This window comes from Psychrobacter faecalis (assembly GCF_016107575.1).
In the GTDB taxonomy this organism is placed as follows: domain Bacteria; phylum Pseudomonadota; class Gammaproteobacteria; order Pseudomonadales; family Moraxellaceae; genus Psychrobacter; species Psychrobacter faecalis.
Genome location: NZ_JABAST010000003.1, coordinates 112,778 through 125,423 on the forward strand (window position 1 = coordinate 112,778; position 12,646 = coordinate 125,423).

At 43.6% G+C, this 12,646-nt stretch carries 10 protein-coding genes; 7 read left to right on the top strand and 3 right to left on the bottom strand.

Translation table 11 applies throughout. The features are described from left to right. The first annotated feature begins 340 nt into the window (after positions 1 to 340). The 4 genes from hemA (at position 341) to JFC07_RS02110 (ending at position 4,538) form a co-directional block, all read left to right on the top strand. A complete protein-coding gene (hemA, locus tag JFC07_RS02095) occupies positions 341 to 1,723 on the top strand; it encodes a glutamyl-tRNA reductase (protein ID WP_198327987.1) in 1,383 nt (460 codons plus the stop codon). Positions 1,724 to 2,329: 606 nt separating this feature from the next. Further along, positions 2,330 to 3,472, top strand: a complete 1,143-nt coding sequence (locus tag JFC07_RS02100) for an aminotransferase class V-fold PLP-dependent enzyme (RefSeq protein WP_191690180.1) — start codon at positions 2,330 to 2,332, stop codon at positions 3,470 to 3,472. A gap of 146 nt (positions 3,473 to 3,618) precedes the next feature. Next, complete coding sequence (locus tag JFC07_RS02105; protein ID WP_198327988.1) at positions 3,619 to 4,056, top strand: YeeE/YedE family protein; 438 nt, start codon at positions 3,619 to 3,621, stop codon at positions 4,054 to 4,056. 62 nt (positions 4,057 to 4,118) lie between these two features. Continuing rightward, the gene (locus JFC07_RS02110) at positions 4,119 to 4,538 is read left to right on the top strand and encodes a DUF6691 family protein (RefSeq protein ID WP_144296760.1); all 420 of its coding nucleotides are present in this window, start codon (positions 4,119 to 4,121) and stop codon (positions 4,536 to 4,538) included. A 258-nt stretch (positions 4,539 to 4,796) separates the two neighbouring features. On the opposite strand, the gene JFC07_RS02115 is transcribed toward JFC07_RS02110, so the two are convergent. Beyond that, positions 4,797 to 6,461, bottom strand: a complete 1,665-nt coding sequence (locus tag JFC07_RS02115) for an AMP-binding protein (RefSeq protein ID WP_198327989.1) — start codon at positions 6,459 to 6,461, stop codon at positions 4,797 to 4,799. Positions 6,462 to 6,841: 380 nt separating this feature from the next. On the opposite strand from JFC07_RS02115, the gene JFC07_RS02120 reads away from it, so the two are divergent. After that, entirely contained in the window at positions 6,842 to 8,977 is a 2,136-nt protein-coding gene (locus JFC07_RS02120; protein WP_198327990.1) for an NADPH-dependent 2,4-dienoyl-CoA reductase, read from the top strand. 153 nt (positions 8,978 to 9,130) lie between these two features. Here JFC07_RS02120 and JFC07_RS02125 read toward each other — a convergent pair whose 3' ends face one another. Both JFC07_RS02125 and JFC07_RS02130 read right to left on the bottom strand, forming a co-directional pair. Then, complete coding sequence (locus JFC07_RS02125; protein WP_198327991.1) at positions 9,131 to 9,583, bottom strand: hypothetical protein; 453 nt, start codon at positions 9,581 to 9,583, stop codon at positions 9,131 to 9,133. Next, the gene (locus JFC07_RS02130) at positions 9,576 to 9,974 is read right to left on the bottom strand and encodes a hypothetical protein (protein WP_198327992.1); all 399 of its coding nucleotides are present in this window, start codon (positions 9,972 to 9,974) and stop codon (positions 9,576 to 9,578) included. Before JFC07_RS02130 ends, JFC07_RS02125 begins: the two co-directional genes overlap by 8 nt. Before the next feature lie 244 nt (positions 9,975 to 10,218). Here JFC07_RS02130 and JFC07_RS02135 point away from each other — a divergent pair, with 244 nt between their 5' ends. Beyond that, positions 10,219 to 11,427 carry a serine hydrolase domain-containing protein gene (locus JFC07_RS02135; RefSeq protein ID WP_198327993.1) on the top strand — a complete coding sequence of 403 codons (1,209 nt, stop codon included), beginning with the start codon at positions 10,219 to 10,221 and terminating at the stop codon, positions 11,425 to 11,427. 128 nt (positions 11,428 to 11,555) lie between these two features. Beyond that, positions 11,556 to 12,188, top strand: a complete 633-nt coding sequence (locus JFC07_RS02140; protein ID WP_198327994.1) for a DUF2238 domain-containing protein — start codon at positions 11,556 to 11,558, stop codon at positions 12,186 to 12,188. Positions 12,189 to 12,646: the final 458 nt, after the last annotated feature.

Consider the following 12,646-nt stretch of genomic DNA (forward strand, 5'->3'; position numbering starts at 1 on the left):
TAGTAAGTCCTCTAGTAAACCAGCGCTGACAAATTAGATAAATATAACTGGCACTTATTTTAAAAACCATCACAGCAGTTGATTTATCGTCGCCATGCCCAGATACAGACAAATACCATCGCCCAACGCTGCTTGTTAAATAAAGCCAGCAATAATGATATAATAGGCGCTTTTTAGACGTTTATATTGATAATGATTTATTAAAGACGTTTTTTCACAGCCAGTTTAGCAAGTGCTGTCTGTGAAAAACTGTTTTTTAGCACTGCTGATTGAATAGGTTTTTTCACATTCTAAAAGCGCTTGGCTGGCAGGTAAACGTTATATTTATGGTCTATCAATAATGAGATTAGTGGTCATTGGGGTCAATCACAAAACCGCACCAGTCGCTCTGCGAGAGCGCTTGGCGCTTGTCGGTGACGATGTGAATATTGCCCTTCAGCAGCTAGAGCGCTTCACCGATGGTAGCGTGATTGTCTCGACGTGCAACCGTACTGAGATTTATGCACTCGTCCCACAAGTCTCAGCATCGTCAGAATCAGGCGCGGCTTTAGCAGCGCAGCAAACTGCTGTCTCGAGTAATAATGTCCTCAGTGCGCAGCCTTCTGCCGCGGCAATCAGCGCCCATATCTTAAAAATTAAAGCGTGGCTGGCGGATTTTAAGCAGTTACCTTTGGAAGAGATTGACCCTTATCTTTATGTGCATCGTGATACCCATGCGCTGACTCATTGGCTGCGAGTCGCCGCTGGTCTTGACTCGATGATATTGGGTGAGCCGCAGATACTTGGTCAAATCAAACGTTCTGTGCATTTGGCGCAAGACCAAAAGGCGCTCAGCAATCAGCTCGGCTGGATTGTTGACCAAGTATTTGCTGCTGCCAAACGCGTGCGTAACGAAACCAAAGTCGGCGCTCAAGCGGTATCGCTGAGCTATGCTGCAGCCAAATTGGTGACGCAGATATTTGACGATTTGCCCAATCGCACGTTATTGGTTGTTGCGGCAGGCGAGATGAATCGCTTGGTGGCAACGCATATCGCTGGGCTTGGGGTCGGGCGGGTCATTATTTGTAACCGCAATCCTGAGCGCGCCGAAGCGTTGGCCGCCGAATTGCGTCGACCCGAGCGTACGGTAGAAGTGAAATCGCTGCAAGAGTTGCCGCAAGTATTGGCAGAAGCCGATATCGTCAGTAGTTGTAGCGGCAGTATGGATATATTGATTGATAAGGCCATGACCTTACGCGCGCTTAAAAGTCGGCGCTATCAGCCGATGCTGATGATTGACTTGGCGGTGCCGCGCGATATCGACTCGACCATTAGCCGTATCGACGATGTGTATCTGTATTCTGTTGATGACTTGCAACACGTGATTGCCGGTAATATTGAGCAGCGCCGGCAAGCAGCGGTCGATGCTGAGCTGCTCGTTAGTCAGTTGGTGGTTGAGATGGATCGGCGCTTTCAAGTGCGCCAAGTCGGTAAAGAGATTCAACAATATCGCGCGCGCACTCATGACCAAGTTGATAAACTGCTGCATGAATCTATTGCTAAGCTGCAACAAGATAACGCCACCCCTGAAGCTATTATCACTGAGCTATCGCGGCGTTTAACCCAGACGCTGACCCATGCGCCATCGAAGCTGATGCGTAAAGCGGCACGCGAAGGTGACAATGAATTGCTAGATTTTGTGGTCTCGGGATTACAAGACGCGCATCGTGGTCGTCGTCAGTAAGCATTACTCCTTTTAATGCACTAATTATTTTTCCTATTATTTCTCTTAAAACCGTTTCTTTTAAAACTCTTCCTTTTGAAACGGTTTATCTTTAAAGGTCATAAATTGGCTAAGCTTTCGACTTATGCAAACCGAGCGTTGTCAACCTGCATTATCGGTGCTAATATCAAGTTGTTATGAGTATATTAAGTGGCGATAATTTTTGGTTATGTGGCAGCGGTTATTTATAATGAACCTTTAACTAATTGATTTTGGCTTTTTTTCAAAGCTTAATTTTATCAATTGCCTCTTAATATCTTCTCATTTCATTAATTCTCAGTATAGATAATTCAATAGGCTGTCATTCACGGTCTGATAATGGCGCGCCTATCGTCTGTAGTACTGTTTAGAATAGTAGAACTGTTTAAAATAAAAATAAAGCGCACACGACATACTCGTCAACGGCAATAGCGCTAGGATAAAGCGCTATATCGTCAACCCTGCGTCATACTCTCGATGATTACTCGATATGAGGGCCCGATAAATACTATCTATCGTAGTATTCGGCTCGTTATTACTAGAATTTGCAAATACCTATATTGCCTAACTATAAACTAGGAGCGTCCTATGACTGCATTACGTCAAGATATTGATCCAAACGGCTTATTAGAATACTCGGTGGTCTATACTGACCGCGCCTTAAACCACATGTCAAAAGTCTTTCAGCAAGTAATGAATGACTTATCTAGCAACTTAAAGTCAGTCTATAACGCTGATGCGGTGGCGATTGTACCGGGCTCTGGCACTTATGGGATGGAAGCCGTGGCGCGTCAATTGGCCAATGATGAAGACTGCCTGATTATCCGTAACGGTTGGTTTAGCTATCGTTGGACGCAAATTTTAGACAAGGGCAAAATTGCCAAGTCGTCTACAGTATTGACTGCCAATCGTGAAGAGGGTGACTCGCCAAAGCCATTTGCGCCTGTTGCTATCGATGAAGCGGTTGCTAAAATTAAAGACACAAAACCAGCCATCGTTTTTGCCCCGCATGTTGAAACTTCATCAGGCATAATTTTGTCAGAAGACTATATCAAAGCATTGGCCGAGGCCGTACATAGCGTTGGCGGTCTATTGGTCATTGACTGTATCGCTTCAGGGTGCGTCTGGCTTGATATGAAAGACTTGGGTATTGATGTGCTGATTAGCGCGCCGCAAAAAGGCTGGAGCAGCACGCCGGGCGCAGGTCTGGTGATGCTCAGCGACGCGGCTGTGCAAAAAGTAGAGAGCACTGAATCTGATAGTTTTAGCCTAGATTTAAAACAGTGGTTAAATATCATGCGCGCCTATGAAAATGGCGGTCACGCTTATCACGCAACCATGCCAACCGATAGCTTACGCCAGTTCCGCGATACCGTTCATGAAGCTAAGGAAGTCGGCTTTGATAAACTTTGCGAGGCGCAGTGGGAGCTTGGTAAGCGTATTCGTAAAGTATTGGCGGACAAAGGCATTGAAAGCGTGGCGGCAGAAGGTTTTGAAGCACCGGGTGTTGTCGTTGCTTATACTGACCGTGATGACATGCATAAAGGTAGCGCCTTTGCTGAAGCTGGCATGCAAATCGCCGCTGGTGTCCCGCTACAAGTAGGCGAGCCTGAGAACTTTAAAACTTTCCGTTTAGGTCTATTTGGTCTTGATAAATTGACCGATGTCGACGGAGCGGTACAACGTTTTGAAAAAGCGCTTGATGAAGTATTGGCAGAGCAGCCTGCATAATTTTTACTATAAGTTAGGTAACAATACTGAGTTCTGTTAAACAGATCTCAGTATTTTTTTACCTATTTATTATATTTTATTATATAATGTATTTATATAAAACGAATTTAAAACTGTGTTTGATAAAATTGGCTTAGGTAAACATTATGAGTATACAAATAGACTGGCAGGCATTTACGCCAATCTCCTTAGTAGGCGGACTGATGCTAGGGGTGGCGACTGCCATTTTGCTGTTAGGTGTTGGCCGTATTGCGGGGATTAGTGGTATTTTCTCAAGCCTCTTAAAACCCAAGCGCGTTGAGATGTGGCAGGTTTTATTTATCGCCGGTCTTATCGTCTCGCCGTTATTATATCGTTTGGTCAAGCCGTTACCAGTGCTAGATATCAGCACCTCTATACCGTTATTAATTGCGGCAGGGCTGCTCGTTGGTTTTGGCACGCGTCTCGGTTCAGGCTGTACCAGCGGACATGGTATTTGCGGTAATGCGCGACTGTCACCACGCTCGATGGCGGCGACAGTGACCTTTATGTTGTTTGGTATCTTAACCGTTTATATCGGTCGCCATGTTTTGGGTTTGATTTAAAAATCGCATAGACAGCACGTTATTTATAACTGCTTGGATTAATACATTAGGTGTGAGAAAAAATGCTGAAAAATATAATTGGATTAGTAGCAGGATTATTATTCGGTTTTGGACTGCTGATATCAGGGATGACTGACCCTGCTAAAGTACAAGGCTTTTTGGACGTCTTTGGCGCGTGGGATATCTCCTTGGCACTGGTGATGGGCGGCGGTTTAATAGTAGCGATAATCGGTGTGCAATTAGCCAAATGGCAAAAGACCAGCTGGGTGGGCACTTTTATCTTATTGCCAAGTAAGACGGTGATTGATAAAAAGTTGCTAATCGGCGCGATGATGTTTGGTATCGGTTGGGGACTTGTGGGTATCTGCCCAGGACCGGGTATCGTGCTACTTGGGACAGGACAATGGCAAGCGTATGTCTTTATTCCAGCAATGATAATGGGTATGTTGGTTTATCAATGGCTTGAACCAAAGCTGAATTAGTTGTTTGGCTATAGTCAGTCCTAAATAAAATTAGTACAAGTATGATAACGCGCTACTGGTATTCATCTTCCTTGCTTGCTGTGCCTACGCAGACAGAGGCTGCGCAAAATGAATACCAGTAGCTCTGTGTTTATTTTATAGCAGACTGTCTACAAGAATAAGTTTTACGTTCTTAGTTCAAGAAAAAAGGGTCAGCCTAATCATAAGACTGACCCTGTTTTATGCAAATTGCTCAAAGTGCAAGTTTTTCAAAAGCTATTATTTAGCGCTAGCCGTAACTTTTGGCGTTTCGTGCGCCAATGATTTGGCGGCTTGGCGTAGCTCAAACTTCTGTACTTTACCGGTACTGGTTTTCGGAATTTCAGCAAAGATAATATATTTCGGCACTTTAAATCCAGCCAAATATTGCTTGCAATGCTCCATGACATGATCGCGTTGCAAAGTGCTACCAGCATGAATTTCGATAAAGGCGACGGGCACTTCGCCCCATTTATCATGCGGCGCGGCAACGACCGCACAGCTTTGGATTTCCGGCATTTTATATAAGACGTTTTCGACTTCGATACTAGAGATATTTTCGCCACCTGAGATGATGATGTCTTTAAGCCTATCCATGATTTTGATATAGCCGTCAGGGTATTTGACGCCCAAATCACCGGTACGGAACCAACCATCGACAAAGGCTTCTTCAGTGGCTTTTCGGCTTTTAAGATAGCCTTTCATCACCATGTTACCGCGCAGTGCCAGCTCGCCCATCTCTTCGCCATCAGCAGCAACGGGTTCAGTGGTCCCTTGTTTAAACAGCTCAAAGCCTGTCATCAAATGCGAGGTCACTCCTTGACGAGATTTTTTCTGCGCACGAGCAGCGACATCAAGCGCATCCCATTCTTCTTGCTCAGCACAAACAGTGACCGGACCATAAACTTCGGTGAGGCCATAAACATGTGAGATATGAAAGCCCATGGCTTCCATAGCAGCGAGCATAGTTTCAGACGGCGGCGCACCAGCGACCCAGCCTTTGACTTCATGGTTAATGGCTTCTTTATACTCAGGCTTACCGCCGGCAATCATATTGTGCACCACGGGCGCTGAGCAATAATGGCTGACTTTATACTTGGCAATCAGCTGCAAAATCAAATCAGCGTCAATTTTACGTAAGCAGACGTTGACGCCCGCGCGCTCAGCGATGGTCCATGGGAAACACCAACCATTACAATGGAATAGTGGCAGCGTCCATAGATACATGGGATGCTTGGGCATATCCCAATCTAAAATATTAGACACGGCATTGAGCGTGGCACCGCGATGATGATAGACCACGCCCTTGGGCTTACCAGTGGTGCCAGAGGTATAGTTGAGCGCAATGGCATCCCATTCATCGAGCGGTTTTTCCCAATTATCCAAATTGTCTGAGCTGGCGATTAACTCTTCATAACTCATAGTGCCAAAACGCTCGATATCAAGCGCTTTATCGGTCGCATGAATCACGATGAGGTTGGGAAAAGCTTCATCAATAATCTCAGCATGCTCAGCAAACTCGCTGTCTAAAATCAATACTTTGGCTTCAGAGTGTTGCAGGCAAAAGGTTAGGGCATTGATATCAAGTCGGGTATTAAGGGTACAAAGCACGCCGCCTGACATTGGCACGCCAAAGGCGCATTCGACCATTGCTGGCGTGTTCGGCATCATCACCGCCACCGTGTCATTTTTATCGATACCCAATTTACGCAGACCATCGGCCAATTGACGACAGCGATCATAAGTCTGTTGCCATGTCTGCGTGAGCTCATTGTGCTCTAGGTCGTCGTAGATAATTGCAGTCTTGTCAGGATAAACCTGCGCGCTGCGGATAATAAAATCGATAGGGGTCAGCGGTTGGTGATTGGCAGCGTTTTTGCCAAGACCGGTGTGAAAGTCTGTCATGGGGATAGTCCTTTATCGTATTGCGGGTATTCGATGGTGCAGGGATTTAGCGAAGCGGCTATTATAGAAGCCGTTGTCATAAAAACAATTGTCATAAAAACGGTCGTTATAAAACACGTTAAATATTGACAACGCTCACGCTATTATAGCCAATCGCCCCAAAAATTGGGCGGGTTTTATGAGGTTTGCTTAATAAAAGCCATAAAGTCGAGGTAAACATCTGACTGTCTAGGATTGGTATCAAGATAGTGCTCACTCATCAGTCGCTTGTCCGCATAGCTGATGATAATAGCGGTGTGTTACGATAGCAGCAACGCTAAATCCCGTGACTTTTCTGTTTTCAGAACGTAGTTTGTTAATTCATTCATAAGGAAAATGATATGACCGCCAGCCGCACTGCCAATACCATTGAGACCGCCAGCACCAACGAGCACTACCCGCATTTATTTGAGCCGCTGGATTTGGGCTTTACTACACTTAAAAACCGCATGGTGATGGGCTCGATGCATACGGGGCTTGAAGACCGTTTTTATAATTACGGCAAGCTGGCGGCGTATTTTGCCGAACGTGCCAAAGGCGGCGTGGCGATGATGATTACCGGGGGCATATCGCCCAATCGCGAAGGCTGGTTGCTCCCTGCTGGCGGCACCATGAACACCCGCGCTGACGTCATTAATCATCAACGCGTCACCCGTGCGGCGCATAAATATGACAGCAAAATCATCATGCAAATCTTGCACAGTGGTCGCTATGGTTATCATCCGTTTGCCGTGTCAGCAAGCCCGATTAAATCGCCAATCTCGCCGTTTAAACCGCGTAAGATGAGCATCAAAAATATCGAACAAACCGTTAAAGACTATGCGCGCTGTGCCAAACTTGCCAAACAAGCGGGTTATGATGGCGTTGAAATCATGGGCTCTGAAGGTTACTTGCTCAATCAGTTTTTATCGCGTCATGTCAATAAACGTACCGACGAATACGGCGGTGATATTCAAAATCGCATGAAGTTTGCGGTCGATGTCGTGAAAGCAGTTCGCGAAGCAACGGGTGAAGATTTTATTATCCTATTCCGTTTGTCAGTGATTGATTTGGTCAAAGACGGTAACGTCATGGATGAAGTCATTACCGTTGCTAAAGCGCTAGAAGAAGCGGGCGTGACCATTATGAATACTGGTATCGGCTGGCATGAAGCGCGTGTTCCAACCATTGTCACCAGCGTACCACGCGCGGCGTTTGTTGATTTCACCGCTGAAATTAAAAAGCACATCAGTATTCCAATGATGGCAGCCAACCGTATCAATATGCCAGAGACCGCAGAAGAGATCCTTGCCAGTGGGCAAGCAGATATGATTCAAATGGCGCGTCCGTTCTTAGCAGATCCACATTGGGTCAACAAAGCTAAAGAAGGGCAAGCCGATCGTATCAATACCTGTATCGCCTGTAACCAAGCCTGTCTTGACCATACTTTTGAAAATAAACGCTCAACGTGTTTGGTCAACCCACAAGCTTGTTACGAGACGGAATTGGTTTATAAGAAGACCAAAAAACCTAAAAAAGTGGCGGTCATCGGTGGCGGTGTCGCTGGCATGTCAGCCGCTCATGTTGCAGCTTTGCGTGGTCATGACGTCACTTTATTTGAAGCAAAAGATATCTTGGGTGGGCAGTTTAATTATGCCAAAGTCATACCTGGTAAAGAAGAATTCTTTGAAACCATTCGCTACTATATCAATGAGCTTGAGCACTTAGGTGTTGAGATTAAACTTAATACCAAAGTCGATAAAGATATGCTTGAGAAGGCCAAATTTCATCATGTCATCGTTGCTACTGGTGTGGTCCCAAGAAGTCTAAAAGGTAAGCTTGAAGGCGCAGATTTACCACAAGTCATCAGCTATGCTGAATTGCTTTCTGGTGAAAAATCCGTGGGTGAAACCGTCGCGGTCATCGGTGCGGGCGGTATCGGCTTTGATGTTAGTGAATATCTAACCGCCAATCATGGGCAGCCATTAGATGAGCTTGGTCCTGAATTGCTAAAAGACCCAAGCTATCGTCCAAAACCGCAGTCAATCAGCGATTGGCGCGAAGAGTGGGGCGTGACGTCTGATACTAACTATCAGGCAGATGGCGGCTTGATTAAACCTGAAGGCATCAAACCTGTACGCCAAGTGTACTTAATGCAGCGTACCAAAGGTCGCTTGGGCAGTGGTCTTAATAAAACCTCGGGCTGGGTACATCGCGCTCACGTTAAATCGCACGGCGTCATCCAAGTATCAGGCGCACAGTACGATAAAATTACCAATGAAGGTATCTGGATCACCAATAACCAAGGTCAAAGCCAGTTGCTACGTGTCGATAGCGTCGTTGTCTGTGCGGGTCAAGAATCAGTGGTTGAGCTGATGCCAAACGTCGGTGATGCACCAGACGCGCAATATCACTTAATTGGTGGTGCTAAGCTTGCTGCTGAGCTGGATGCAAAACGAGCGATTCGTGATGGTGCTGAGGTTGCGGCTGCGATTTAGAGTTTAGTTCAGAAGTAATGAGAGCGGCAAGATAGATTATCTTGCCGCTTTTTTTTCTATAGTTAGAGTTTGGATGTTTAGTGCTTCGTAAGACTTTAAATTTCATAACACTATCTATGCGATAATTTTTTATAATTATGTATATCTCAATCATCATTTACCAATAGCTATCATAGTATTAACACCAGTAAATGTATTGCCGGAGAAAGTATTGCCTACGATAGTTAATGACGATAATCCCCCGTAAATATTTAAACCAATGGGTATAAGGTTTATCATATTTATCACCAAATGATCGTCCATTATTTTAAACTGAAGTAAAGGTTGGTCTAAGAAAGTCACTTCACTACCATAATCGGTAATATTTAGATCATACTTAACATCATTAACTTTATTTTTTGATATTATATTATGCCATCTATTTGTATTACTTCCTTTTATTGGTGCATTAAACCATAATAATGTCTTGTGACTTCCGCTATCACGACCTATGAGAAAAACAGGATTACCTTCAACCTCAAAAATTATTTCACCTTCATTGAACGTATTACTGCAAACCCAAACTTTATTAAAAGGATTATATTCTTTAGGCAATTGCTTATTCATTTCCGAATCCTGCTGCTTTAGGTTTGTTTTCTGAGAAGTGCTTCTCAATTCTTGAGATCGTTTTTTTCTTATCTGAAGGCAATATTATATATAAAGCCTCAAATATTACTGCCAATATTATGAGGATTAGTAGAGTGAGTCCTTCGGTATTTGATACAGTCTCAATCCCATTAAGATACTTATGGTTTAGCCATTTAGCTAATACTGTAATTGAAAAAACACTCGTGCCAGTAAAGAAAGTGTGTGCCCAAATTGGTAGTAAGCTATTAACCTTTGTTAATTTCAGGAAATCACTATTTTCTAGAGGGAAAGGGGTATGAACCGTAGCTCCCCGATAAAGACCATCAGAGCTTATTCTTATTGTTTCATTTCCTTGTTTTGTACCATCCACTAGTCAACATCCTTTATACATGCTATTCAATTTATATATTTTACACTCTTGTATCAACAATGATACTCAAACAATAAGATGATTTTCATAATAGAGATCAAATTATTAGCAGTATGGTATAAAAACTAGATCTACACTCGCTTTCTAGAAACTATCTCCCAAAACTGCCTATCCATGCTAAATTAAACTCTATCAACGATACTCAATCGTACGCACCAACCACGCCATAAAAAAGGATTTTATAATGGTAGTGTTAAAAACCCTGTTTAAATGGATATTTTTACCTATTGTAGCGCTACTCATTATTATCAGCTTGGGCTTAGTGGTGACGGGTAACGCTTATATCTTTCGAGGGCTACAGCTTACTTATCTTAAAGGTGAAAATACCGCTAATATTGATGATTATGTAGATTTTGATAATCGGACTATTGCTGCCAAAGATACTATCGAATGGGAAAAAGTTGCCAACTTTCAGCAGGTCAAACTCACGCCGACTTTGCAAAATGCTTTAGATACCGATGAAACCGTTGCCTTTGCCATTATCAAAGACGGCAAACTGCTGTACGAAAACTACTGGCAAGGTTATGGTGCTGATTCGCACACCAATAGCTTTTCTATGGCAAAAACTGTCACTACCATGCTGTATCTCAAAGCGGTAGAAGATGGTTATATATCAAGCATTGATGAGCCAATTACCAAGTGGCTACCTGAATATGCGGACAATCAATATGCGCAGAACTGTACCTTAGCAGATTTCTCGGCGATGACCTCGGGCTATGATTGGACGGAAGATTATTACTTTCCCATCAACCCGACGGCTGAATCCTATTATGGTCATGACTTGGTCAAGCAAATGGTCAATCGTAAGTTTGTAGAAGAATGTGGCGGCCAGTTTGAATACTCATCAGGCGACACGCAAATGCTTGGCATAGCTTTATCGCGAGCGCTTGCGCCGCATGGCTATACTATTTCTAGCTATTTAGAAGAGAAATTTTGGCAACCTCTCGGCATGCAAGGCGATGCTTATTGGTCGCTTGATGGTGCTTCGAGCATCGAAAAAGTATATTGCTGTCTCAATGCTAGCGCATTAGATTTTGCCAAATTTGGACAGCTATTATTAAATGGTGGTGAGTGGCAAGGCGAGCAATTACTTAGTAAAGCGCACGTTGATTTTATGATTACGCCAAACGTGGATGCATTCGCAGACGGGCAAGCGCAAGTTTACGGCCATTCGGTATGGACGGATATGGATAGTCCGATTCCGTTTTATGCCATGCTTGGTCACTTAGGTCAGCGGGTACTGGTGCTGCCAGAAGAGAACGCGATTGTCGTTAGACTCGGTAAACAAAAAGGCTTACCGACACCGGTTGAAGGCTTTCACTTGGAGCCAGACTTAGGGCAGTATGTGACGGAGGCGAAAATAATTTTGGATAATCTACCACTAGAGCAGTAATTTGAGTTTATTTATAAGGCGAGTGAGTAATAGCATAAATTGCTAAGTCCATCACACATCATTAATAATCAGAAAAATAAGCATAGTGATAAAAGTTTCTATTTTTAACAAGGAATATTAAAACCTTCATGAATCATTCAAATAAAAATAGAGAGCATGATGGCTCGCTTAAGATCATTTGGTTAGTGGTATTTTTTGCGGTGCTGATTTGGTCGGGTATTGCACCTAAAAATTATTTCACTTGGGTTTTGGAAGTTGCGCCCGCGCTGATTGGTTTGAGCATACTAGCCGCGACTTATCAAAGATTTACCCTATCAAGGCTCACGTATTCCTTAATATTGCTGCACTGCATCGTATTAATGATAGGCGGTCATTATACTTATGCTGAAGTACCTCTGTTTGATACTATCGCCAACTGGTTTGGTTGGGAGCGCAATCACTATGATAAATTGGGGCATTTCGTTCAGGGGTTTGTACCGGCAGGGATTGTGAGAGAAATTTTACTGCGCTTAAATGTGGTGAAAAATGAGCGTTGGTTATTGGTCTTTGTGATGTCCGTTTGTTTGGCGTTTAGTGCTTTTTATGAGCTGATAGAATGGTGGGTAGCGTTAGCCATTGGCAGCGATGCAGAAGCTTTTTTGGGCACGCAAGGTTATGTCTGGGATACGCAGTCTGATATGTTTATGGCGTTGATTGGTTCAGCTATATTTTTATCTTTTTTTCGAAAATGGCAGAATTCAAGTATCCGTAAATTGACTTAAACGAGCGTAACCCTTGATCAAGCAGCTTTTTGAAACAGTTCAAAAGCTTTGTCATTACCTACAGTAACTGAGTCGCCCTCGTAGTAGGCTAGCACGAGTTCGTATATTTCAGCAGGTGCATTTTGGTTGGAAAGTATCTCTGTATTTGATGGCTCTGCTGAGCAAGCAGCAGCCATCAAATACAGAGAATAACGTGGTCAGTAATAAAGACTGAGCTAGGACGTTATGTTTTTTTAGATGCATTAATGCTCTCCTAGGTAGTTTGTTACAAAGTCTTGTAGTAGAAAACTGATTAAGTATTAGCTCAAAGAGTTTAATTTTACGATGTATAATTCAAAAGCTATTATTGACCTAAATTGTAGCAAGGAAGGTTATAATCATACTTAAGCTCCACCAAAGTACGGGGAGTTTCCCAAACTCTGTGTAACTGCTTATAATCCACTAACAGGAGAATAAGC